This window comes from Sphingomonas sp. Leaf407 (genome assembly GCF_001425385.1).
Classification (GTDB): domain Bacteria; phylum Pseudomonadota; class Alphaproteobacteria; order Sphingomonadales; family Sphingomonadaceae; genus Sphingomonas.
This window is the reverse complement of the sequence record NZ_LMQO01000005.1, coordinates 26,330-47,741: the sequence shown is the minus strand read 5'-3', so window position 1 is coordinate 47,741 and position 21,412 is coordinate 26,330. Positions and strand designations below refer to the sequence as shown.

Below are 21,412 nucleotides of genomic sequence, written 5' to 3'. Positions count from 1 at the left end.
CCGCCGGTCATCGAACCAAATCCGCTGCGTCTATGGGTTCCCGCCTGCGCGGAAACGACGAAAAGGGGTGGCATCAGCTGAATGTCGATCAGCCCTGAAACCACCCCTCGCCCTGCAACGCCTCCACCTGTCCGCGTGCGACCGGGGCCTCGATCCCGCCGGTCAGCGTCAGGCGGAGGTTGCGCCCGTCGCGGGTCATCCCCCGCACATGGCCGCGCGCCACCCACCAGCTCCGGTGGACCAGCCGGCCGTCGATGCCCTCCAGCTCGGCGGCCGCGTCGCGCATCCGCATCAGGATCAGCGTCGACCCCGCCGGGGTATGCGCCCGGACATAATGATCCTCCATCTCCAGCGCGATCAGCTCGCGTCCCAGATGCGGCGGCAACCGGTCGAGAAACGCCGGGGCCGGCAGCGCTTTGGCCACTGGCGCAACCGGCGGGGCAGGCGGCTCGATCCGTTCCACCACCGGCGTCGTGCGCAGCACCCGCCGGTGCCCGAGCCAGAAGATCAGCGTGATCGCCGACCCCAGCACCAGCACATTGGCATAGGTGGCAAGCCACCCGCTTGCCGAGGGCAGGACCAGCGGCTGCCAGATCCCGTTCGCCGCCCAGGTGAGCACCGTCATCGGCACCGTCGCGATCAGGCAGGCGACGACCCACAGTGCCGCTTCGGGCAGGTCGAGCGCGTCCGCCACCCGGCACGCCGCCACCGTCGCCGGCCGGTAGCAAAGGTATCCCGCCAGTACGACCGCCACCCAATACACCAGCCGCCACGCGAACGGCGCGGCGAAGCTGCCGAACGGCCCCAGCACCGCCAGCACGACACCCACGCCGCCGATGATGGCAAGATCGATCAGCAATCGGCGGGCATCGGGCATCGGCGGTTCGCTCGGAAAGGGACAGGACGGGCGTCCAATACCCTGCCATTTCACGCTTCGTGAAGGGGCAGGGCGCCGCTTTCACGATGGCCCGTGCCGGTTTCGCGTAACCCCGCTTGCCCGCGAAGCGCGGTACGCCATCACCGGGACCGACACCAGCTACTGGAGCCGATCGATGACCGCCGCCACGCTTTCCCGCCCCCCCGTCACCCCCGACGTGCCGCTCGCCGCGCGGATCGTGGCGATTGTCGGCGGCGGGTTGCTCGGCCTTGGCAGCATCTATGCGCTGCTGCGCGCGCTCGTCGGGCTCGCCCCCGTCGCGCCCGGCGCGCATGACGTGGCGGTCGCGATCCACCTGATGAGCGTGCTGCCCGCGATCCCGCTCGGCCTCTATGTCCTGCTCACGCGCAAGGGCGGGGCACGCCACCGCCTGCTCGGCCGCGTCTGGATGGGGTTGATGGTGTCGACCGCCTTGAGCGCGCTCTTCATCCGCCAGCTCAACCATGGTGGTTTCTCGTGGATTCACATCTTCGTGCCGGTCACGCTCCTCGCCGCATGGGCCGCGATCGCCGCGGCCCGCGCCGGCCGGATCGCCAAGCATCGCAACCGGCTGATCGGCATGTATATCGGCGCGCTGGTCATTCCGGGGATGTTCGCCTTCGCGCCGGGGCGGGTCATGTGGACTTGGGCTTTTGGATGAGGCCGCGCCTCTTGCCGATGGCGGTCACAACCGTTACATTATGCTGCAATGCACAACGTCACCGCCTCCACGCAGGATCGCGACCCTGCGACCGATTCCGCCACCGAGGAACTGCGCGCGTCGATCAGCGACATCATTCGCTTCGCGCTGATGCAGAAGATTTGCATCTCGGTCCGCTACAACAACATGGACATGCTGCTCGCCCCGCACATGCTGTGGACCCGGCACGGCGACCTGCACGTCGATGCGGTGACGGTCGAACGCGCCGGCAGCGCGCCCAAGGTGACGAAGCTTGGCACGTTCAAGCTGCTCGGCCTCGGCAATGTCGCGCTCACGTCGCGCACCTTCGTGCCGCAGACCGATTTCAACTCCGCCGATCCCAAATATGCCGAGGCCCCGATCGCGCACGTCGGGCGCTGATCCGCTTGCACCCCGTCGCACGCGGGGCCATGGAGCCCCTGGGCGGAATCATGGCGGACGAAGATCAATGACCAGCATCGGCATCTTCGGCCGGCAGGGCCGAATGGGGCACGCGATCGAACGCGAGATCGAACGGATCGGCGAAGGCTTCGCCGGCGGCACCGATCAGGGCGACGATCCCGCGGCGCTCGCGGCCAAGGCCGACGTGCTGGTCGACTTCTCCTCGCCACTGGCGCTCGAGGCCAATCTGGCGGCGGCGCGCGCGCACGCCACCCCGATCCTGATCGGCACCACCGGCCTGAGCGACCGTCACCAGGCGATGATCGATGCCGCCGCGCAGGACATTGCCGTGCTCCAGACCGGCAACACCTCGCTCGGCATCGCGCTCTTGTCGCGGCTGGTGCGCGACGCCGCGCGGCGGCTGGGTCCCGACTGGGACATCGAGATCGTCGAGTCGCACCACCGGCTGAAGGTCGACGCGCCGTCGGGCACCGCGCTGATGCTGGGCGATGCCGCCGCCGAGGGGCTGGGCACCACGCTCGCCGACAGCGGGGTGATCGGCCGCGCGGGACTCGTCGGCGCGCGCGCGGGCGGCACGATCGGCTTCGCATCGCTGCGCGGCGGCACCGTCATCGGCGATCATCAGGTGGTGTTCGCGGGTGAGGGCGAGCGGATCGAGCTGTCGCACCGCGCCGACGACCGCGCGCTGTTCGCACGCGGCGCGGTGCGTGCCGCCCAGTGGCTGACGCAGGCTCCCGTCGGTCGCCATGGCATGGACGCGGTGGTCGGCGTTTGAGGAAGGCGGACGTCTTCGCCTTTTTCGAACGGCTGGCGTCGGACAATCCGCACCCCGAAACCGAACTCGAATCGGTCAACGACTATACGCTGCTGGTCGCGGTCGTCCTCTCGGCGCAGGCGACCGACGTCGGCGTGAACAAGGCGACGCGCGCGTTGTTCGCCACCGTCGACACGCCCGAAAAGATGATCGCGCTGGGCGAGGATGGCCTGAAGGCGCACATCCGCACCATCGGCCTGTTCAACGCAAAGGCGAAGAACGTGATCGCGCTCAGCGAGTCGCTGGTCGCCAATTACGGCGGACAGGTCCCGGCGGATCGCGCCGCGCTGGAAACGCTGCCCGGCGTCGGGCGCAAGACCGCCAACGTCGTGATGAACGTCGCGTTCGGCGCGGAAACCTTCGCGGTCGACACCCATATCTTTCGCGTCGGCAACCGCACCGGCCTCGCGCGCGGCAAGACGCCGAACGCGGTGGAGGCGGTGCTCGACCGCGTCGTGCCGCAGCCGTTCCGGCTCCACGCGCACCACTGGCTGATCCTCCACGGCCGCTATGTCTGCAAGGCGCGGCGGCCTGAATGCTGGCGCTGCCCGGTCGCCGATCTGTGCGCTTTCCGCCCGAAAACGCCGGCTCCGCCCGAAAAACCGGCGAAACGGCTGGCATAAGCCATCACGCTTTGCTAGGTGCCTGCGTTCCGGCGATGCACCCGTAGCTCAGCTGGATAGAGCGCTGCCCTCCGAAGGCAGAGGCCACTGGTTCGAATCCAGTCGGGTGCACCAGTTTCCTACCGCGTCGATTGTGTGCCGCCATGCCGCCGCACGAACCACGCCGCCGACACCGCGCTCGCCACCGCCAGCACGACCCCGGTCGTCAGCACCGCGCGCTCGAAGAAGCCGAGCCATGCGCCATGCCCCTGCGTCAGCGTACGCAGCACCAGCAGCGCGACGCTGCCGGCATAGCCGAACGAATCGGCGAGATAGATCAGGAACGCGGCATTGCCCGGCATCCGCGACAGCGACATCATCCGGTCGAACAGCACCGCGCTGAACGGGGCATAGGCGATGTAGATGCCGATCCCGGTCCAGATCACCCAGCCGACCGACCCGAGCACCCCCGAGCGGAACAGCAACGTCGCCACGACCAGCAGCACCGCGCCGGCGAACACTGCCGCATGGATCGTCAGCAGCGCGCCCAGATTGCTGCGCACCAGCGTCAGCAGCGCCATGGCCGCCAGCACGACGATCGTCACCGGCACCTCCGATACCGCAAAGATCGCGGGCGAGGCGGCGTGGCCGAGCGCCGCCCATAGTTCGGGGGCAAAATTGTCGCGGAAATCGCGTAGCGCGGTCAGGATCATATAGCCGGGGATCAGCACGATCAGCGGCACGGCATGCGCGCGGACATAGGCCCGCCGCGCCGGCCCATCCATCGCCAGGCGGACGCCGCGCGCCGCCTCGTCCGCCGCATCGGGTGGGGGCAGCCGGCCGAGCACCACCAGCGCGACGACCAGCACCGGCGCGAACAGCACGCCGGTCAGCGCCGGCATGACGAACGGCGACACCCCGCCTGCGACCAGCAGCGCCCCGACGCTCTTGGTCACGCCCGACGACAGGATGAAGCTGGCGGTCAGCATCGCCGCCAGCAGGTCGGACGCCCGCCGCCCCTCCAGATAGCGGAACACGAGCCCCCAGATCATCCCCAGCGGCAATCCGTTCAGGAACAGGCAGAGCGGCCCGAACCGCGCCGGCAGCAGCGCGAAGCCGATCAGCGCCCCCCACGCCAGCGCGACCAGCGCGAGGATCAACCGCCCGCGCCCGCCCGCACGATGCGCGGCGACCACCCGCACCCCCAGCATCTTGGACAGCGCATAGCCGATCGCCTGCGCGATCACGATCGTCGCCTTATAGTCCAGCCCCGGCCATAGCGCCGCCTGATCGGCGAAGCCCACCGCCGTCACCGGCTTGCGAAAGGCGTACATCGCGAAATAGACGGCGAACGCGGCCAGCCCGGCGGTCAGGAGCTGGCGACTAGTGGGGGTGGGGGGCGGCACGATGCACGCTGTATTGAACCGCTACCATGTCGGTTCCGTGACCGGTTGGCAGCGGGGGCGGGGCGTCCCATCTTGTCCACCATGGCCCTTGCCCGCTGGATCTCGCCGCAGCCGACCGGCATCTATCTTCCCGCGATCGATACGTGGATCGATCCGTCGCAACCCGTCGCCCGCGCGCTGGTGACGCATGGCCATGCCGATCACGCGCGCGGCGGCCATGGCCAGGTGTGGGCGACGCCCGAGACATTGGCGATCATGGCCGTCCGCTACGGCCCGCAGAACGGCGTCCCCGTCGCGTACGGCGAAAGCATCGCGATGGACGGCATCGACGTGTCGTTCGTCCCCGCCGGCCATGTGCTGGGATCGGCGCAGATCGTCCTCGACCATGCCGGCGAGCGGGTCGTCGTATCGGGCGACTACAAGCGTCGTGCCGACCCGACCTGCGCGCCGTTTCAACCGGTGAAGTGCGACGTGTTCGTGACCGAGGCGACCTTCGGCCTCCCCGTGTTCCGCCACCCCGACACGCGCGACGAGATGCGCAAGCTGCTCGCCGCGCTCACCACCGAGCCGGAACGCTGCGTGCTGGTCGGCGCCTATGCGCTGGGCAAGGCGCAGCGGGTGATCGCCGAGGTTCGCGCGCTGGGTTATCACGAACCGATCTATCTGCACGGCGCGCTGCAACGGCTGTGCGATCTCTATGTCGAACTCGGCGTCGATCTGGGCGAGCTGCGTGCCGTGATGGACGCGGACAAGGCCGATCTACAGGGCCATATCGTCATGGCCCCGCCCTCGGCGCTGGGCGATCGCTGGTCGCGGCGGCTGCCCGATCCGATTACGGCGATGGCCAGCGGCTGGATGCGGGTGCGCCAGCGCGCCCGCCAGCGCGGCGTCGAACTGCCGCTGATCCTGTCCGATCATGCCGACTGGGACGAACTGACGACGACGCTCACCGAAATCGCCCCGCGCGAAGTCTGGGTGACGCACGGCCGCGAGGACGCGCTGGTCCACTGGTGCATGACCCGCCAGATCAAGGCCCGCGCGCTCGACCTCGTCGGTTTCGAGGACGAGGATGATTAGGGCAGATGGTTGATCCGCTCACGCGGATGCGGTGCCGGCCCGCTCCCCCACCCGGCCACCCACACGGTACTCTCGATGGGTGGCCGGGTGGGGGAGCGGGCCGGCACCGCCCTGATCCGGCTACGCCGGATCAGCCAAGAACGCCGCCTCGCGATCGCGCTCCGCCCGGCTCTTCTTCTCGGCACTGGTCTTCAACTGCCCGCATGCCGCGCCGATGTCCTGCCCGCGCGTGCGGCGCACCGGGGCCGAAATCCCGCCCTCGAACACGATCTCGCTGAACGCGCGAATCCGCTCGGGCGTCGAGCATTCGTACACCGTCCCCGGCCACGGATTGAACGGGATCAGGTTGACCTTCGCCGGCAACTGGTACTTGCGCAGCAACCGCACCAGCTCGCGCGCATCGGCGTCGCTGTCGTTCTTGTCCTTCAGCATGACATATTCGAAGGTGATCCGCCGCGCGTTGTTGGCACCGGGATAATCGGCGCACGCCTGCAACAGTTCCTCGATGCCGTATTTGCGGTTGAGCGGCACGATCTCGTCGCGCACTTCCTTGGTCACGGCATGGAGCGACACTGCGAGGTTCACGCCGATCTCCGCGCCCGCGCGCGCCATCATCGGCACCACGCCCGAGGTGCTGAGCGTGATCCGCCGCTTGGACAGCGCAAGGCCGTCGCCGTCCATCACGACGCCCAGCGCATCGCGCACCGCGTCGAAATTATACAGCGGCTCGCCCATGCCCATCATCACGATGTTGGTCAGCATCCGCCCCTCTGGCTGGCTCGGCCATTCGCCCAGCGCATCGCGCGCCAGCATCACCTGCCCCACGATCTCGCCCGGCGTCAGGTTGCGCACCAGCCGCATCGTGCCGGTGTGGCAGAAGGTGCAGTTGAGCGTGCAGCCGACCTGGCTCGACACGCACAAAGTCCCCCGATCGGCATCGGGGATGAACACCATCTCGTAATCCTGCCCGTCGGGCGAGGTCAGCAGCCACTTGCGCGTGCCGTCGTTCGACACCTGCGCCTCTTTCACGTCAGGCCGGCCGATCACGAAATGGCGTTCGAACAACGGATGCTGCGCCTTGGCAATATCGGTCATCGCGGCGAATTCGGTCACGCCGCGATTGTAGATCCAGTGCCAGAGCTGCTTGGTGCGCAGCTTCGCCTGACGCGCATCCAGCCCGGCGGCGGCCAGCGCGTCGCGGATTTCGGGGCGTGACAGCCCGATCAGGTCGGTGCGCCCGTCGGCACGCGGCACGGCAGGCCGTGGCACCGGCACGGGATCGACATGGCCGGGGATCGGCATCGCGGGGGTCATGGGCGTGGCTCCGTCAGGGGCGAGCCGATCTGCATCCGACAATTGCGGACGCCATCGACGTGTTGAAGAAGATCGGGGGCGACATGCGCCGACATCGGGTCGAGCACCACATCGATGCCCTCCCGCCGTGCCAGTTTGGCGGGCGGTACGAAATCGGCGTCGGCGGCGACCATGACGATCTGGTCCACCTGCCGCTTGTAGGCCATCGACGCGACGTCGAGGCCAAGGCGCATGTCGACGCCCTTCTGGATCACGTCCAGTTCGAAATCATCGTCGGTCGGCGCGAAACCGTCGCGATGCCAGCGTTCCACCGCAGTGGGTTTCAACCGCCACGGCGACAGCTTGTCGTTCAGCCGGCCCAGCCGCACCGCGACCTTGCGGGTCTGGTGCAGTTTTTCATGGATCGCCATGCGCAGTCGTGCCGCCGGCGTCCGGCTGAAATCGATCGACCGTTTGCCAACCGGCGTGTGCAGCCGCTTGGTCCATGGCGGGCAATCGTAGAAGAAGATGCGATAGAGTTCGCGGGTTTCCTCGGGCCGATACCGCTCGCCATCGACATTGCCCTGCCATGTCGGCGTGGCGTGCAGCCGGGTCGACACATGGAACGCGGCCATCGAGATGACGCCCAGCGCCACATCCTCGGCGCTATCCGAATCCAGATTGGGAAAGGCGTTGCTGAAACGGCGCAGGAAAAACGCGCCGTCGATCACGACGGCAGTCGACATGACGGGCACCAAAAACAGGTTGCCCCCGGGGGCGGCCTTGAGCTGATGTCTGCTCTTGCGAGCGCCTCAAGACGGCTACCGGGGGCCTGATGAGTAATTACATAGCGGATTGACAAAAAAAGTCAACCGCGCAGGCACCCCAGCCGCGCCGCGTCGATCGCGCTCGCCGCGCCGCTCAGGCCATAGACGTCGACGAACGGCGCGCCGGCGGCGCTCACGCTCTCGACGCTCATCGACCGGCCGCCGCGCATCGCCGCCACGATCGCCCGGTCGGCGGCGGCATCGGGTGCCCAGGCGTCGCTCGCCCCCGCGGTCAGCTCGAAGCGCCGCTCGCCGATCGCCAGCACGACCCGCGCGCGCTCGGCCCGCGCGCGGCTGAGCCGCACATGGACCTGCGCCCGCACGCCTGCGCCCGGCCAGTTGGCGACGCTCGCGAACGCGCGGCCGCCCTTGGGCTCGACCGGCTGGGCGATGGCGTAGCAGCGGCTGGGCCCGGTGCCCCTGAACGCACCCCAGCGCCGGTAGATGCCGATCGCCTGCGGCGGCGCGGCGACCGCCAGCAGCAGCGCGATCACGCCGGGGCCGAAACCGACGCCCGGCCGCTGCCGGTATGCACCACCGTCTCGCGACCGCCCTCGATCCGCACGATCGACCCTTGCGGCAGATCGGGGGCGACCGGCGCATCGAATGGCGGCAGCACCTCGGCCCCGGTCAGCACCCCGCGCAACACCCGGCTCGACATGCCGTGCATGATGACCAGCCGGTCGCCGGGATCGTCATGGGTATCCGCCGCCCAGCCGCCGACGCGCGCGGCGATCGCGTCATACCATTCGCCGCCGGGCGCGGGCCGGCGATACAGCCTGGCCTCGACATCGAGGAAGTCGGCGTGCGGACCGGTCAGCTCGTGATAATAGCGCCCCGACCACTCGCCCATGCCGATCTCGACCAGCCGGTCGTCGCGATGCGCGCCGTGCCAGTCGAGGTCGAGATGCTCGGCGATGATCGCCAGCGTCTGGAGCGCGCGCCCTGCGCTCGACGCCCAGAGCGTGATTTTGGGGCGAACGCCCAATATCCCGCGCAGTGCCGCGCCCATCGCATCGGCCTGCGCGAAGCCGGCACGGGTCAGCGGGGTGTGCGGGTGGTCGCCCTGCATCCGCTGCGCGATATTATACACCGTCTCGCCGTGACGGGCGATGAAGTCTCGCCCCTTGCGCTGGTTTGTCATGGCCCTGCTTTCAAGGGGATGTTGCCCGATTGCAACGGATTTCGCTGTTTAGGTGAGGTTCATGCAACGCCCGGCCAAACCGTCCATTGGAGCCGTGCGCCCGCCGGATGTGACGTGCGGGCACTTGTTGACGGAGTAACACCATGCGTACCACTTTGATCGCCCTTGGCCTCGCCGCCGGCACCGCGCTCGCCACCCCGGCGCTGGCGCAGGACGTGAACCCGGCGTTCACCGGCTTCCGCGTCGGCGCGCTCGCCGGCTATGACGGCATCCGCCCGGGCAGCACCGAGGACAGCGACCTCGACGGCGACGACGAGACGGTCAACGGCCTGCTCTATGGCGTCGAGGCCGGCTACGACTTCGCGCTCAGCAACTTCCTCATCGGCGTGGAAGGCGAATATACCGGATCGACCGGCAAGGTCGAAACCGCGCGCACCGATCCCAATTTCTTCGGCTTCGGCAACGTCAAGACCGGCCGCGACCTGTATGTCGGCGCGCGCGCCGGCATCCTCGCTGCGCCCGAGACGCTGGTCTATGTGAAGGGCGGCTACACCAACGCGCGCCTCAACGTGCTGGCCAGCGACGGCACCACCGACAGCCGCGAGAATTTCGAACTGAACGGCTATCGCCTGGGCGCGGGCGTCGAACAGGCGATCGGCACGCGCGCCTATGCCAAGCTCGAATATCGCTATTCGAACTATTCGAACGCCGATTTCCAGCTCGGCAACGGCGCGACCTCGCCGCGCTACGACATCGACACCGACCGGCATCAGGTCGTCGCCGGCGTCGGCATCCGCTTCTAGGCTGGATCGACATTTAGCTATCCAGTGTCGTTCCGGGTGTGCGGAGCCACTATTCTGGTCACCCCGGACCTGTTCCGGGGTCCACGGTGCGACAAACGGTGCGGTTCGAGCTTCTATCGACAGCGTTCGCGGCTAGGTGGACCCCGGAACGAGTCCGGGGTGACGATAAGGACATGAATGTCGATCGGCCCTAAAACCCCGACGCTCGTCATTCCCGCGCAGGCGGGAATCCATAGCCGCCGAGGCTTCGGCAGGATCGCAGCCGCTGCGGCAATGGGTCCCCGCCTGCGCGGGGACGACGAAAATGGGTCGAATATTGCCATGGCAAGAAAGGCCGGGGCGGTTTGCGCCGGCCTTTCTTTGCGCTAGGGGTATCGTTCAGGTTTCATACGTTGCCGGCGAATCCAGCCCGCCGGCCGAGCTGCGAGCGCATCCGCGCGGGGGATATTCATGAAGGCGACGATCGAACGCGCGACCCTCCTGAAAGGGCTGAGCCATGTCCAGTCGGTGGTCGAGCGGCGCAACACTATTCCGATCCTGTCGAACGTCCTGATCGACGCGCGTGAATCGACCATCCGCCTGATGGCGACCGACCTCGACCTGCAGATCGACGAGACGGTTCCCGCCGCCGTCGATCAGCAGGGTGCGATCACCGTGTCGGCGCACACCCTGTTCGACATCGCCCGCAAGCTGCCCGAGGGATCGCAGGTCCAGCTTGCCGCCGCCGAAGGCCGGCTGACCGTGATCGCGGGTCGTGCCCGCTTCAGCCTCGCCACGCTGCCGCGCGACGACTTTCCGGTCATCGCGGAAGGCGAACTGCCGACCCAGTTCGAGCTGCCGGCCAAGACGCTCAAGGACATCATCGACAAGACGCGCTTCGCCATCTCGACCGAAGAGACGCGCTATTATCTGAACGGCATCTTCTTCCATGTCGCCGAAAACGACGGCAAGCCGGTGCTCAAGGCCGCCGCAACCGACGGCCACCGCCTCGCCCGCATGACGGTCGACCGGCCCGAGGGTGCCGAGAAGATGCCCGACGTCATCGTGCCGCGCAAATGCGTCGCCGAACTGCGCAAGCTGCTCGACGAGGTCGACGGTTCGGTCGGCGTGTCGCTCTCGCCCAGCAAGATCCGCTTCGATCTGGGGCAGGCGATCCTGACCAGCAAGCTGATCGACGGCACCTTCCCCGATTATTCGCGCGTCATCCCGACCGCGAACGACAAGCTGCTCAAACTCGATCCCAAAAGCTTCATGGCCGGCGTCGACCGCGTGTCGACGATCGCCACCGAAAAGACCCGCGCGGTCAAGATGGCGCTCGACCGCGACAAGATCACCCTGTCGGTCACGAGCCCCGAAAACGGCGCGGCGGCGGAGGAAGTTCCCGGCGACTATAGCGCGCTGCCGTTCGAGATCGGCTTCAACAGCCGCTATCTGCTCGACATCCTCGGCCAGATCGACAGCGACATCTGCGAAGTCCACCTCGCCGACGCCGCCGCCCCGACGCTGATCCGCGAGAACGATGCGTCGCCGGCGTTGTACGTGCTGATGCCGATGAGGGTCTAAGCGAGGCGAATAAGGGACTTATTCGCCGGTGCGCCAAAAGCGCACGCGCAAGACCGGCCGGCGCCGTGCAACGGCGACCGACGTCATGGGATTAATTCCCATGACGGCCCCCCGACGCGATGCCATGACAACCTGCTCCCCTCCCTGACAAGGGAGGGGCCGGGGGTGGGTCGGCTGGTTGTCGGGTGCTTCGTTTCCTCGCGGGCCAACCCACCCCCAACCCCTCCCTTGTCAGGGAGGGGAGACACAAAAGAGCCGCTACCCCACCACCCCACCGCTAAAAATCGGCACGAACCCGCCATAAATCATCCGCGATCCGTCGAACGGCATCGGCAGTTCGGCGAAGCGCGGATCGCTCTCCATCGCCGCGAAACACCGCTCCGCCGTCGCCTTGTCGGGCCACAGGATCCAGCCGAGCGCCACGCTTTCACCATCCTTCAGCGCCACCGCGCGGGCGAAGTCGGTCTGCTTGCCCGGCGGCACGTCGTCGCCCCACGCCTCCATCTGGCCGGTCGCGCCATAATCGCGAAAGATCGCCCACGCCGCCTCGGCCGACGCGCGATAGGCGTCGCGGTCGGCATCGGCCACCGGGGTCACGAATCCACTGACATAGCGCATGTGTCTGCTCCCTGTGCGGCGGCCAGCCGGGCGCGCCATCGGTCGAACCCCGGCGGCGGCGCACCGGTGAACCCCGCCATCTGCCCCGCCAGCGCCCGCGTGAACGCCGGGCGCGCCTGCCCCCGCGCGACATAGGCGGCCAGCGTCGGTTCCCCGGTCAGCAGCGGATCGTCGCGCAGCAGCCGCAGCACCGAAATCATCATCAGGTCGCCGACCGAGAAATCGCCGTCATACCATTCGCGCTCGCCCAGCCGCGCCGCCGTCTCGGCCAGTCGCTGGCGGACCCGCGCCTCGATGCCGGGCAGTCGGGCACGCGACCATGGTTCGTGCGCCTCGAAGATCGTCGCCGTCGCATGATCGGCGATCGGCGGCTCGACCGTATTCAGCGCCGCGAACAGCCATTCGCTCGCCCGCGCCGCGCCGCCCGAATCGTCGGGCAGCAACCGGCGATGGATGCGCGCGAGATGCAGCACGATCGCCCCCGATTCGAACAGCACCAGATCGCCCTCGGCATAGGTCGGCACCTGGCCGTAGGGGTTGAGCGCACGGTGCGCCTCGCGCTTCTGCGTGCCCTGCGCCAGATAGGCGACGTCATAGGGCTGGCCGATCTCTTCCAATGCCCAGCGCACGCGCAGGTCGCGCACCTGCCCGCGCGCGAAATCGGGCACCCAGTCATAGGCGGTGAGGACCGGCCGTCCGCTCACCCCGTCTCTCCCGCCCGCATCGCCTCAAACGCGGCAAGGTCCATCCACATCGGTTCGAGGACATGGCCGTCGGGATCGGCGATCGTGCGGCCGTACAGGAAGCCGTGATCCTGTGGCGGCCGGACATCGGCGGTCCCGCCCGCCGCCGTGCCCGCCGCGACGAAGCTATCCACGCCCGCGCGGTCGTCCAGCGACAGCGCGATCAGATGCGCCGTCGCCGTCCGTTCGTCGGCGACCGGCAGCGGTGCGAAACCGGCGAAGCGATCGCGGTGAAGCAGCATCACGACGATATGCTCGGACCATTGCATCGACGCGCTGTCGTCGCCCGAAAAGCGCGGATCGCGCACGAAGCCGACGCTTTGGTAGAAAGCGGTCGCCCGCGCCACGTCGTTCACCGGCAGATTCACGAAGATCATCCGCGTCATGCTCGCCCACCTTCGCCCGAGTCGCTGGTGCCACGATCATCGCCACCCGCCGCGCCGATGCAACCCTCGTCGAAAGGGGGCGCGCCATGCAAGGCGCGCCAAGGTCCGACCCATGGACCCGGAAACGAACGTCGCCCTAGCGAAGGCTGGGGCCTCAAGCGGCTCCTGTCGCGCATTAACCCCGGGAGATCCCGGCCTTCGCCGGGATGACGTCTGTTTCAGGGTGGGGGATCAGACCCGGCCTGCGTCGGGGCAACGGTTTCACGCCGATGGATCGACCTTCAGCACCTTACCAAATTGCCAAATTACCAAAGCGCCGCTCACGCCGCCAGCCGCTCGCCCTCACGCAGCGTCAGCACCTCGACCCCGGTGGCCGTCACCGCGACGGTATGCTCGAACTGCGCCGACAGCTTCCCGTCGGCGGTCGTCACCGTCCAGCCGTCGTCACTCTGCTCGATCCGCCGGCTGCCCTGGTTGAGCATCGGCTCGATGGTGAAGGTCATCCCCTCGCGCAGCATCATGCCGCTGCCGCGCCGCCCGAAATGCAGCACGTTCGGCTCCTCGTGCATCTCCCGGCCGATGCCGTGGCCGCAGAATTCGCGCACCACGCTATAGCCATGCTGCTTGGCGTGGCGTTCGATCGCATGGCCGATGTCGCCCAGCCGCGCGCCGGGCCGTACCGCGGCGATGCCCTGCCACATCGCGCCCTGCGTCACCTCCACCAGCCGCCGCGCCTGCGGGCTGACCGTGCCGACCGTATAGGTCTTGCTCGAATCGGCAATGAATCCGTCCTTCTCCAGCGTGATGTCGAGGTTCACGATGTCGCCGCCCCGCACGATCGCCCCGGCCGAGGGCACGCCATGGCACACCACGTCGTTGATCGAGCTGTTGAGCACATAGGCGAAGCCATATTGCCCCTTGCTCGCCGGCCGGCTCGCCAGATCATCGGTGATGAACCGCTCGACCAGATCGTTGATCGCCAGCGTCGACATGCCCTCCAGCACGGTCCGGTCGAGCATCGCGAATACCTGCGCCAAGAGCTTGCCCGAGCGCCGCATCGCCGCCAGTTCCTCCGTCGTCTTGACCATGGTCAGGCGGCGTCCGCGACGGGCAGGTGCGCGGCGGCGATCTCGCGCGCGACGATGGCGTTGAACGACAGCGTCGGGTTCGCCTCGGCCAGCATCCCGATCTTCATCCAGAATTCGGCCTGCGCATTGATCGACCGGCACAGCACGGTACTGGAGCGCCGCGCCGCCTCGTGCAGCGCATCGTCGATCTTCACGATACCCATGTCGGTTCCTTGTGTAGCATATGGAACATATATGGTTCGTATGGCATCCAGTCAACGCGCTGTCCTACAGCGCCGGTCGCTGTCAGGGTCCGCCGGGTCGCGATGCGGGGGGCGGGTGGTGGAGATACGCAACATTCCTGACCGGCGGGATCGCCGCGTGCCGACCCAGCCGACGATGCGCCGCCCCATGCTGCAAACGCTTCGCAACAAATGCGTCGTTAGTGTAAACTTTGTAAACTTTGGCGGGGATTGCGCCACCCCACGGGCAAAGCCCGTGCCGTCGAACGGCGCTGCCAGCGCCGCGGGCCGGGCGCGCCTTGTGCGGCGCGGTGCTGCTTCGCTGCACCATGCCCGGCGCGCCGGCAAACCTGCAACACGGCCGTGCGGAAGCGTGACCCCACGGCGTCCACGCCCCCTCCGCGTCTCCGCGCCTCCGCGTGAACCCATTCTGCCGCGTGCCGACGAAACGCGCGGTAAATGTAAACTTTGGGGGGAATCGAAGCGTGCGACAGGCCCCGCCACGGGCAAAGCCCGTGCCGTCGAACGGCGCTGCCAGCGCCGTCGGCCGGGCGCGCCTTGTTCGGCGCGGCGTAGCTGCGCTACGCCTCGCCCGGCGCGCCGCCGATCAATTCCGCCACCGCATCAAACCCATGCGCGATTTCGCTTACGCCCAGCTCGCGCAACCGCGCATCATGGCCCACCGCGCAGTGCGACCCCGCGCACAGCCCGATCACCCGCGCGCCCGACGCGACCGCGCCGCGCACCCCGACCGGCGAGTCCTCGAGGATCACGCAATCCTCGATTGCGACCCCCAGCCGCTCGGCCCCATACCAGTACAGGTCGGGCGCGGGCTTGCCGTTGGCGACATGCTCCTTGCCGCTATACACATGCTCGCCGAACGCATCGCCCAGCCCGATATGGTCGAGGTGGGTGCGGATCCAGTGCGTCGTGCTCGACGAGACGATCGCCTTTGGCAGATCGGCGGGCAGCGAGCGGACGAACGCGACCGCCCCCGCCACCGCCTCGACCCCCTCGGCCAGCACCCGCGCATCCTCGATCGCCCGCGCCTCGGCGAAGCCGGCGGGCAGGGGGCCGCCGACCCAGCGCTCGATCGCATCGGTGAACTGCCTGCCCGACAGCCCCATGAAATTGGCCATCGAATCGGCTGCCGTCGTCGGATGGCCGGCGGCGGTCAGCACCTCGGCGATATGCCGGTTGCCGGCGAACTCGCTCTCGATCAGCACCCCGTCGAAATCGAACAGCATGGCCTTGGGTCGCGTCATCATCCTGTCCTCAAACCGTCCGGCGCTGCCCGAACAACGCCGATCCGACGCGCACATGCGTAGCGCCCAGCGTCACCGCCACCTCGTAATCGCCCGACATGCCCATGCTGAGCCCGGCAAGGCCATGGTCGCGCGCCAGCTTCGCGGTCAGCGCGAAATAGGGCGCGGCCTCAACGTCGAACGGCGGCACGCACATCAACCCGGCGACCGGCAGCCCCGCCGCCGCCGCCTCGCGCAACAGCGCGGGCAGATCGGCCAGCGCACAGCCACCCTTCTGCGGCTCGTCGCCAATGTCGACCTGAAGGAAACACGCTGGCGCCCGCCCGACCTTGTCGATCGCCCTCGCCAGCGCGGTGACGAGCGAGGGCCGGTCGACCGAATGGATCGCATCGAACAACCGCACCGCATCCTCGGCCTTGTTCGACTGCAACTGCCCGATCAGGTGGAGGTCGATGCCCGGCGTCGCCTCGCGCAGCGCGGGCCATTTGCCCTGCGCCTCCTGCACCCGGTTCTCGCCGAACGCGCGCTGTCCGGCATCGATCAGCGGCTGGATGGTCGCGGCGTCGTGCGTCTTGCTGACCGCGATCAGCGTGGTCGATCCGTGCTCGCGGCGCGCGATCGTCTCGGCACGGGCAATGGCGTCGCGGATGGCGGACAGGCGTGCTTGGGGCTCGGGTTCAGACATGGCGCGCGCTATAGGGGGGTGCATGCGCTCCCGCCACCCTTTGCCGCGATGCTGGCTGATGACCGATGAACGGCTGGGCGCAGCGCTGCCCGCAATCGTCGCCCGGATGCCACGGGGGAGCGGCATCGTGTTCCGCCACTATGCGACCCCGCCGGTCGAGCGCCGTGCGTTATTCGCGAAGGTCCGCCGCATCGCCCGCGCCCGCCGGCTGGTGCTGCTGGTGGCCGGACCGGCGTTGCCCCGCGCCGACGGCATCCACGGCCGCACCGCGCGACCGGGCAGGGGCCTCGCCACCCGCCCGGTCCACACGCTGCGCGAACGCATCGCCGCCGAGCGCGCCGGGGTGGACGCGATCTTCGTCTCGCCGGTCTTCGCCACGCGCTCGCACCCCGGCGCCCGTGCGCTCGGCCGGGTCCGCCTCGGCCTGCTGCTGCGCAACAACCGCCTCCCGACCATCGCGCTCGGCGGCATGGACGCGCCACGCGCGCGCAGCCTCACGGGCCGGGCGATCCACGGCTGGGCCGCGATCGACGCCTGGGCGGTATGAAATTGGTCTCGGGAAAAATGGTGCCCAGAAGAGGACTCGAACCTCCACGACCTTGCGATCGCCAGCACCTGAAGCTGGTGCGTCTACCAATTCCGCCATCTGGGCACGGGGTAGGAGGGCGCCTCTACGGGGGGTCGCCGGGGGTGTCAACAACGTTGTTGCGAATAATTGCGGTCCTTGCCGTTTGCGTGGCGGAACGGCATGGGGTTCCCGCATTCGAACCGATCACCGCCCCGCGAAGCAGAAGGCAGGCACGATGAAGAACCAGTTGATCACGCTGTTCGGCGGTGGCGGCTTTGTCGGCCGCTATGTCGTGCAGGAATTGCTCAAGGCCGGCGCCCGCGTCCGCATCGCGCAGCGCGATCCGCGCCAGGCGCTCTACCTCAAGACGCAAGGCGGGCTGGGCCAGACGCAGTTCGTCGCCGCCGACCTGTCGAAGCCGGAAACGGTCGCGCGCGCGGTCGCCGGGTCGGACGGGGTCGTGAACCTCGTCGGCGTGCTGGCGGGCGATTTCGACAAGGTGCATGTCGCCGGTGCCCGCACGGTCGCCGAAGCCGCGCAGGCGGCGGGTGCCACGGCGTTCGTGCAGATTTCGGCGATTGGTGCCGATGCGAACTCGCCCTCGGCCTATGGCCGTTCGAAGGCGGGCGGCGAGGAGGCGGTACGTCAGGCGTTTCCCGGTGCCACGATCCTGCGCCCCTCGATCGTGTTCGGGCGCGAGGACGGCTTCGTCAACCGCTTCGCCGGCATGATCGCGCGCGCGCCCGCGCTGATCGGTCGCCCGATCGTGCCGGTGATGGCGGCTTCGGCGAAGTTCCAGCCGGTCTATGTCGTCGATCTGGCGCAGGTGATCGTCAAGGCGCTCGGCGATCCCGACCGGTTCGGTGGACAGACCTATGCGATCGGTGGCCCTGACGTGGTGACGATGGGCGGGCTCAACCGCTGGATCGCGCAGGCGATCGGCCGCGACGTCCGCTTCCTCGAAATCCCGAACGAACTGGGCAGCGTGATCGCGGCGATGCCGCTCACCCCGATCTCGAAGGATCAATGGGCGATGTTGTCGCAGGACAATGTCGTCGGCGACGGCGTTCTGGGGATCGAGGCGTTCGACCAGCGGCCGGTGCCGATGGCCACCGTCGCCCCCGACTGGCTGGTGCAGTATCGCAAGAGCGGGCGCTTCGGTCGCATCGCCGAACTGAAGGGCGCGTAAGTGGAGTGGATCACCTACGTCGTCCTCGGCATCATCGAGGGGCTGACCGAATTCCTGCCGGTGTCCTCGACCGGGCACCTGATCCTTGCGGGCGAGCTGTTCGGCTATACCGACGAAAGCTCGATCGTGTTCAAGATCGCGATCCAGTTGGGCGCGATCCTCGCGGTACTCGTCGCCTATCGTGCGCGCTTCACCGGCGTGGCGCTGGGGCTGACCCGGATGGACCGCCAAGCGATCGCGTTCACCCGCAACATCCTGATCGGCTTTTTGCCGGCGATGGTTGCGGGCGCGCTGTTTTATGACGCGATCCGCGCGGTGATGCAGAAGCCGGTGATCGTCGCCGTCGCGCTGATCGTGGGCGGGGTGCTGATCCTGCTGATCGAACGAATGGTGAAGCGGGTCCGCATCCACGCGGTCGAGGACATGAGCGTCGGCAACGCCGTCTCGGTCGGCGCGATGCAGTGTATCGCGATGCTGCCGGGCGTCAGCCGCTCGGGCGCGACGATCATGGGCGCGCTGCTGCTCGGCGTCGAGCGGCGGACGGCGGCGGAGTTCAGCTTCTTCCTCGCCGTGCCGACGATGATCGGCGCGACCGTCTATTCGCTGTACAAGGATCGCGCGCTGCTGACGCTCGACGATCTGACGGGAATCGCGATTGGCTTCGGCGCGGCGTTCGTGGTGGCGCTGCTGGTGGTCAAGGGTTTCGTCAGGATCGTCGGCCGCTTCGGTTTCGCGCCGTTCGCATGGTATCGGATCGTCGCCGGCAGCATGGCATTGATCTGGTTGCTTGCGCGATAGGGCCGGATCGGCCTCAACGGCATGGCGAACGGTTGTGAAAATTCTGCAAACCGTTCGCATTAAGATAAATGGGACACCAAAGCTGACCCATCGATAGTTTGTTGCGTGACTCCGTCGCCCGAATATGCTTTTCGGACGATCGGAGGGCACCATGGCCGATCAAGCAATGTTGAAGTTCGTCGCGCGTCCGCAGGCCTATCCGGCCAAGCGCGAAGCCGAATTGCGCGCGGACGACTTTCGCGAAATCGCCGAGCGCTATGCGCCGCCGGCGGCCGAGGATCAGGCCGGGCGCTGCTCGCAATGCGGCGTGCCCTATTGCTCGGTGCATTGCCCGCTGCACAACCATATCCCCGACTGGCTCCGCCTGACCGCCGAAGGGCGGTTGCAGGAGGCGTATCAGCTTTCCAACAGTACCTCGACCATGCCCGAGATCTGCGGCCGCATCTGCCCGCAGGACCGGCTGTGCGAGGGCAATTGCGTCATCGAATTTTCAGGGCACGGCGCGGTCACGATCGGATCGGTCGAGAAGTTCATCACCGACACCGCATGGGAAAACGGCTGGGTCGAGCCCGTGGCGGTCGGCCCGGCGCGCGGCCAGTCGGTCGGGATCGTCGGGGCCGGCCCGGCCGGGCTGGCGGCGGCGGAATGGCTCCGCAACCTCGGTTACGACATCCATGTCTATGATCGCTACGACCGTGCCGGCGGGTTGCTGACTTATGGCATCCCCGGCTTCAAGCTGGAGAAGCCGGTTGTCATGCGCCGCGTCGAGCGGTTGAAGGAAGGCGGCATCGTCTTTCACGAAGGGTTCGAGGTCGGCCGCGACGCGACCCTCGACCAGTTGCGCCAGCAGCATGACGCGGTGCTGATCGCCACCGGCGTCTACAAGCCGCGTGCGATCAAGGCACCCGGCGTCGGCAGCGGCGGCGTGGTCGATGCGCTCGACTATCTGACCACGTCGAATAAGATCGGCTTCGGCGACACCGTGCCGGCCTATGACGACGGATCACTCAACGCCGCGGGCAAGAACGTCGTCGTGGTGGGCGGCGGCGATACTGCGATGGACTGCGTCCGCACCGCGATCCGCCAGGGGGCGAAGTCGGTGAAGTGCCTCTACCGCCGCGACCGCGCGAACATGCCCGGATCGCAGCGCGAAGTCGCCAATGCCGAGGAAGAGGGCGTCGAGTTCGTCTGGCTCTCCGCCCCCGCCGCGTTCGACGAGCGTGACGGGCAGGTGGTGCAGGTCCGCGCGACCGGCATGCGGCTGGGCGCGCCCGACGCCTCGGGTCGCCGCGCCCCGGAAACCGATCCGGGCAACGAATTCCTGCTCGACGCCGATCTGGTGGTGAAGGCGCTGGGCTTCGATGCCGAGGACCTGCCGACGCTGTTCGATGCCCCTGAACTGGGCGTCACCCGCTGGGGCACGGTCCGCGTCGACGGCAAGTCGATGATGACCTCGCTCGACGGCGTGTTTGCCGCCGGCGACATCGTGCGCGGTGCGTCGCTGGTCGTCTGGGCGATCCGCGACGGCCGCGACGTGACCGAGCGGATGCACACCTATCTGAAAGCGAAGGCCAAGGCGGCGAGGGTGGCGGCGTGATCGCTGCGCTAGCGCTGTTGCTGGTGCAGGCGCCGACCGCCGCTCCGCCCCCCACTCTCGCCACGACCGCCAAGGTTTCGGCCGAAGCGCTTGCTTTTGCCGAGGCCTATGTCCCGGCCGAAATGACGACACGTAATGCCGTCGCTGCGTTTCGTACCGAGGGGGGAAAGGCGCTGGCGCAACAGCCCACGATCACCACGCTGGAACAGCGCAGTCCTGGTGCGCGGGCCAAGCTGCTCGATGCCGGTGCCGTCGTGGTCGAGCAGACCTATCGTGACGGACTGCCGGTATTGCAGCAGCGGATTGCGGCAGTCGCTGCCGCCGACCTGTCGCCCGCCGACCTGAGCGAAGTTACCCGGTTCCTGCGATCGCCGACGGGAAGGGCGCTGCAAGGGGCGGTCGCCGCCAATGTCGATACTGCCAAGATCGCGGCCGCTGGGCAGGCTAACGGACATCTGACGACCAGCGACGTGACCGGTGCGATCGATATGGCCGGATCGTTGCGGGCGATGACCCCGGCACAGATCGCCGAGCTCGCGCGCTTCGGTGCGACCGCTACCGGCCGTCGTTTCCAGTTGGCAGTTCCCAAGCTGCAGGCAGCGATCACCGCCGAAACCAACACGCTCGCACAGGCGATCACCCCAGCGGTGGCCGAGGCGATGATGATGACGATGCGGTCGATGGCCGCCCCCGTGAAGGGAAAGTAA

The 21,412-nt window shown here is 68.0% G+C and carries 25 protein-coding genes and 2 tRNA genes; 13 read left to right on the top strand and 14 right to left on the bottom strand.

The features are described from left to right. Positions 1 to 88: 88 nt before the first annotated feature. Positions 89 to 877 (bottom strand): LytTR family DNA-binding domain-containing protein, encoded by a 789-nt coding sequence (locus ASG37_RS14370; RefSeq protein WP_055761764.1) that lies wholly within the window; start codon positions 875 to 877, stop codon positions 89 to 91. A gap of 175 nt (positions 878 to 1,052) precedes the next feature. Here ASG37_RS14370 and ASG37_RS14365 point away from each other — a divergent pair, with 175 nt between their 5' ends. The 5 genes from ASG37_RS14365 to ASG37_RS14345 all read left to right on the top strand — a co-directional run bounded on the left by ASG37_RS14365 (position 1,053) and on the right by ASG37_RS14345 (position 3,569). Further along, positions 1,053 to 1,577, top strand: coding sequence for a DUF2306 domain-containing protein (locus ASG37_RS14365; RefSeq protein ID WP_055761761.1), 525 nt, complete (start codon positions 1,053 to 1,055; stop codon positions 1,575 to 1,577). Positions 1,578 to 1,625: 48 nt separating this feature from the next. Continuing rightward, on the top strand, positions 1,626 to 1,997 hold the full coding sequence (locus ASG37_RS14360; protein ID WP_230770873.1) for a hypothetical protein: 372 nt from the start codon (positions 1,626 to 1,628) through the stop codon (positions 1,995 to 1,997). A gap of 67 nt (positions 1,998 to 2,064) precedes the next feature. After that, the gene (dapB, locus tag ASG37_RS14355; RefSeq protein WP_055761758.1) at positions 2,065 to 2,793 is read left to right on the top strand and encodes a 4-hydroxy-tetrahydrodipicolinate reductase; all 729 of its coding nucleotides are present in this window, start codon (positions 2,065 to 2,067) and stop codon (positions 2,791 to 2,793) included. Then, positions 2,790 to 3,455, top strand: a complete 666-nt coding sequence (nth, locus tag ASG37_RS14350) for an endonuclease III (RefSeq protein ID WP_055761753.1) — start codon at positions 2,790 to 2,792, stop codon at positions 3,453 to 3,455. Before dapB ends, nth begins: the two co-directional genes overlap by 4 nt. Positions 3,456 to 3,492: 37 nt before the next feature. Further along, positions 3,493 to 3,569: transfer RNA gene (locus ASG37_RS14345), tRNA-Arg, on the top strand. A gap of 5 nt (positions 3,570 to 3,574) precedes the next feature. On the opposite strand, the gene ASG37_RS14340 is transcribed toward ASG37_RS14345, so the two are convergent. Continuing rightward, entirely contained in the window at positions 3,575 to 4,840 is a 1,266-nt protein-coding gene (locus tag ASG37_RS14340; protein ID WP_200909822.1) for a DUF5690 family protein, read from the bottom strand. An 81-nt stretch (positions 4,841 to 4,921) separates the two neighbouring features. Here ASG37_RS14340 and ASG37_RS14335 point away from each other — a divergent pair, with 81 nt between their 5' ends. After that, complete coding sequence (locus ASG37_RS14335) at positions 4,922 to 5,917, top strand: ligase-associated DNA damage response exonuclease (protein WP_055761747.1); 996 nt, start codon at positions 4,922 to 4,924, stop codon at positions 5,915 to 5,917. Positions 5,918 to 6,037: 120 nt separating this feature from the next. On the opposite strand, the gene rlmN is transcribed toward ASG37_RS14335, so the two are convergent. The 4 genes from rlmN to ASG37_RS14315 all read right to left on the bottom strand — a co-directional run bounded on the left by rlmN (position 6,038) and on the right by ASG37_RS14315 (position 9,181). Then, positions 6,038 to 7,231, bottom strand: a complete 1,194-nt coding sequence (gene rlmN / locus ASG37_RS14330) for a 23S rRNA (adenine(2503)-C(2))-methyltransferase RlmN (protein WP_055761745.1) — start codon at positions 7,229 to 7,231, stop codon at positions 6,038 to 6,040. Beyond that, positions 7,228 to 7,956, bottom strand: coding sequence for an NYN domain-containing protein (locus ASG37_RS14325; RefSeq protein ID WP_055761742.1), 729 nt, complete (start codon positions 7,954 to 7,956; stop codon positions 7,228 to 7,230). Before ASG37_RS14325 ends, rlmN begins: the two co-directional genes overlap by 4 nt. A 122-nt stretch (positions 7,957 to 8,078) precedes the next feature. Then, the gene (locus tag ASG37_RS14320) at positions 8,079 to 8,531 is read right to left on the bottom strand and encodes a hypothetical protein (RefSeq protein WP_055761739.1); all 453 of its coding nucleotides are present in this window, start codon (positions 8,529 to 8,531) and stop codon (positions 8,079 to 8,081) included. Next, on the bottom strand, positions 8,528 to 9,181 hold the full coding sequence (locus ASG37_RS14315; protein WP_055761734.1) for a histidine phosphatase family protein: 654 nt from the start codon (positions 9,179 to 9,181) through the stop codon (positions 8,528 to 8,530). The genes ASG37_RS14320 and ASG37_RS14315 overlap by 4 nt, the downstream gene beginning before the upstream one ends. A gap of 143 nt (positions 9,182 to 9,324) precedes the next feature. Here ASG37_RS14315 and ASG37_RS14310 point away from each other — a divergent pair, with 143 nt between their 5' ends. Continuing rightward, on the top strand, positions 9,325 to 9,984 hold the full coding sequence (locus tag ASG37_RS14310) for an outer membrane protein (RefSeq protein ID WP_055761731.1): 660 nt from the start codon (positions 9,325 to 9,327) through the stop codon (positions 9,982 to 9,984). A gap of 450 nt (positions 9,985 to 10,434) precedes the next feature. Then, entirely contained in the window at positions 10,435 to 11,547 is a 1,113-nt protein-coding gene (gene dnaN / locus ASG37_RS14305; protein ID WP_055761728.1) for a DNA polymerase III subunit beta, read from the top strand. A gap of 258 nt (positions 11,548 to 11,805) precedes the next feature. On the opposite strand, the gene ASG37_RS14300 is transcribed toward dnaN, so the two are convergent. The 7 genes from ASG37_RS14300 to ASG37_RS14270 all read right to left on the bottom strand — a co-directional run bounded on the left by ASG37_RS14300 (position 11,806) and on the right by ASG37_RS14270 (position 16,553). Continuing rightward, positions 11,806 to 12,165, bottom strand: coding sequence for a DUF1428 domain-containing protein (locus tag ASG37_RS14300; RefSeq protein ID WP_055761725.1), 360 nt, complete (start codon positions 12,163 to 12,165; stop codon positions 11,806 to 11,808). Then, the gene (locus ASG37_RS14295) at positions 12,141 to 12,869 is read right to left on the bottom strand and encodes a glutathione S-transferase family protein (RefSeq protein ID WP_055761723.1); all 729 of its coding nucleotides are present in this window, start codon (positions 12,867 to 12,869) and stop codon (positions 12,141 to 12,143) included. The genes ASG37_RS14300 and ASG37_RS14295 overlap by 25 nt, the downstream gene beginning before the upstream one ends. Then, the gene (locus ASG37_RS14290) at positions 12,866 to 13,294 is read right to left on the bottom strand and encodes a VOC family protein (RefSeq protein WP_055761720.1); all 429 of its coding nucleotides are present in this window, start codon (positions 13,292 to 13,294) and stop codon (positions 12,866 to 12,868) included. The genes ASG37_RS14295 and ASG37_RS14290 overlap by 4 nt, the downstream gene beginning before the upstream one ends. A 320-nt stretch (positions 13,295 to 13,614) precedes the next feature. Beyond that, the gene (gene map / locus ASG37_RS14285; RefSeq protein ID WP_055761717.1) at positions 13,615 to 14,382 is read right to left on the bottom strand and encodes a type I methionyl aminopeptidase; all 768 of its coding nucleotides are present in this window, start codon (positions 14,380 to 14,382) and stop codon (positions 13,615 to 13,617) included. A 2-nt stretch (positions 14,383 to 14,384) separates the two neighbouring features. Beyond that, a complete protein-coding gene (locus ASG37_RS14280; RefSeq protein ID WP_055761714.1) occupies positions 14,385 to 14,585 on the bottom strand; it encodes a ParD-like family protein in 201 nt (66 codons plus the stop codon). Between the two features lie 599 nt (positions 14,586 to 15,184). Further along, positions 15,185 to 15,868: an HAD family hydrolase gene (locus ASG37_RS14275; RefSeq protein WP_055762396.1), complete on the bottom strand. Its 684-nt coding sequence runs from the start codon at positions 15,866 to 15,868 to the stop codon at positions 15,185 to 15,187. Between the two features lie 10 nt (positions 15,869 to 15,878). Next, positions 15,879 to 16,553 carry a YggS family pyridoxal phosphate-dependent enzyme gene (locus ASG37_RS14270; RefSeq protein WP_055761711.1) on the bottom strand — a complete coding sequence of 225 codons (675 nt, stop codon included), beginning with the start codon at positions 16,551 to 16,553 and terminating at the stop codon, positions 15,879 to 15,881. Between the two features lie 58 nt (positions 16,554 to 16,611). Here ASG37_RS14270 and ASG37_RS14265 point away from each other — a divergent pair, with 58 nt between their 5' ends. Next, positions 16,612 to 17,100 (top strand): thiamine phosphate synthase, encoded by a 489-nt coding sequence (locus ASG37_RS14265; RefSeq protein WP_235525254.1) that lies wholly within the window; start codon positions 16,612 to 16,614, stop codon positions 17,098 to 17,100. An 18-nt stretch (positions 17,101 to 17,118) separates the two neighbouring features. Here the strand turns inward: ASG37_RS14265 and ASG37_RS14260 are convergent. After that, positions 17,119 to 17,205, bottom strand: a tRNA-Leu gene (locus tag ASG37_RS14260). A 151-nt stretch (positions 17,206 to 17,356) separates the two neighbouring features. Here ASG37_RS14260 and ASG37_RS14255 point away from each other — a divergent pair. The 4 genes from ASG37_RS14255 (at position 17,357) to ASG37_RS14240 (ending at position 21,412) form a co-directional block, all read left to right on the top strand. After that, positions 17,357 to 18,310 (top strand): complex I NDUFA9 subunit family protein, encoded by a 954-nt coding sequence (locus ASG37_RS14255; protein WP_055761705.1) that lies wholly within the window; start codon positions 17,357 to 17,359, stop codon positions 18,308 to 18,310. Further along, complete coding sequence (locus tag ASG37_RS14250; RefSeq protein WP_055761702.1) at positions 18,311 to 19,108, top strand: undecaprenyl-diphosphate phosphatase; 798 nt, start codon at positions 18,311 to 18,313, stop codon at positions 19,106 to 19,108. A 151-nt stretch (positions 19,109 to 19,259) separates the two neighbouring features. Continuing rightward, positions 19,260 to 20,705: an NAD(P)-dependent oxidoreductase gene (locus ASG37_RS14245; protein ID WP_055762393.1), complete on the top strand. Its 1,446-nt coding sequence runs from the start codon at positions 19,260 to 19,262 to the stop codon at positions 20,703 to 20,705. After that, positions 20,702 to 21,412 carry a hypothetical protein gene (locus ASG37_RS14240; protein WP_055761699.1) on the top strand — a complete coding sequence of 237 codons (711 nt, stop codon included), beginning with the start codon at positions 20,702 to 20,704 and terminating at the stop codon, positions 21,410 to 21,412. The genes ASG37_RS14245 and ASG37_RS14240 overlap by 4 nt, the downstream gene beginning before the upstream one ends.

Excerpts from the sequence above, each read along its gene's own strand:
- ASG37_RS14370 (WP_055761764.1), bottom strand. The coding sequence starts at position 877 with ATGCCCGATGCCCGCCGATTGCTGATCGATCTTGCCATCATCGGCGGC.
- ASG37_RS14365 (WP_055761761.1), top strand. The coding sequence starts at position 1,053 with ATGACCGCCGCCACGCTTTCCCGCCCCCCCGTCACCCCCGACGTGCCG.
- ASG37_RS14360 (WP_230770873.1), top strand. The coding sequence starts at position 1,626 with ATGCACAACGTCACCGCCTCCACGCAGGATCGCGACCCTGCGACCGAT.
- dapB (WP_055761758.1), top strand. The coding sequence starts at position 2,065 with ATGACCAGCATCGGCATCTTCGGCCGGCAGGGCCGAATGGGGCACGCG.
- ASG37_RS14335 (WP_055761747.1), top strand. The coding sequence starts at position 4,922 with ATGGCCCTTGCCCGCTGGATCTCGCCGCAGCCGACCGGCATCTATCTT.
- rlmN (WP_055761745.1), bottom strand. The coding sequence starts at position 7,231 with ATGACCCCCGCGATGCCGATCCCCGGCCATGTCGATCCCGTGCCGGTG.
- ASG37_RS14325 (WP_055761742.1), bottom strand. The coding sequence starts at position 7,956 with ATGTCGACTGCCGTCGTGATCGACGGCGCGTTTTTCCTGCGCCGTTTC.
- ASG37_RS14315 (WP_055761734.1), bottom strand. The coding sequence starts at position 9,181 with ATGACAAACCAGCGCAAGGGGCGAGACTTCATCGCCCGTCACGGCGAG.
- ASG37_RS14310 (WP_055761731.1), top strand. The coding sequence starts at position 9,325 with ATGCGTACCACTTTGATCGCCCTTGGCCTCGCCGCCGGCACCGCGCTC.
- dnaN (WP_055761728.1), top strand. The coding sequence starts at position 10,435 with ATGAAGGCGACGATCGAACGCGCGACCCTCCTGAAAGGGCTGAGCCAT.
- ASG37_RS14300 (WP_055761725.1), bottom strand. The coding sequence starts at position 12,165 with ATGCGCTATGTCAGTGGATTCGTGACCCCGGTGGCCGATGCCGACCGC.
- ASG37_RS14290 (WP_055761720.1), bottom strand. The coding sequence starts at position 13,294 with ATGACGCGGATGATCTTCGTGAATCTGCCGGTGAACGACGTGGCGCGG.
- map (WP_055761717.1), bottom strand. The coding sequence starts at position 14,382 with ATGGTCAAGACGACGGAGGAACTGGCGGCGATGCGGCGCTCGGGCAAG.
- ASG37_RS14280 (WP_055761714.1), bottom strand. The coding sequence starts at position 14,585 with ATGGGTATCGTGAAGATCGACGATGCGCTGCACGAGGCGGCGCGGCGC.
- ASG37_RS14275 (WP_055762396.1), bottom strand. The coding sequence starts at position 15,868 with ATGACGCGACCCAAGGCCATGCTGTTCGATTTCGACGGGGTGCTGATC.
- ASG37_RS14270 (WP_055761711.1), bottom strand. The coding sequence starts at position 16,553 with ATGTCTGAACCCGAGCCCCAAGCACGCCTGTCCGCCATCCGCGACGCC.
- ASG37_RS14265 (WP_235525254.1), top strand. The coding sequence starts at position 16,612 with ATGACCGATGAACGGCTGGGCGCAGCGCTGCCCGCAATCGTCGCCCGG.
- ASG37_RS14255 (WP_055761705.1), top strand. The coding sequence starts at position 17,357 with ATGAAGAACCAGTTGATCACGCTGTTCGGCGGTGGCGGCTTTGTCGGC.
- ASG37_RS14245 (WP_055762393.1), top strand. The coding sequence starts at position 19,260 with ATGGCCGATCAAGCAATGTTGAAGTTCGTCGCGCGTCCGCAGGCCTAT.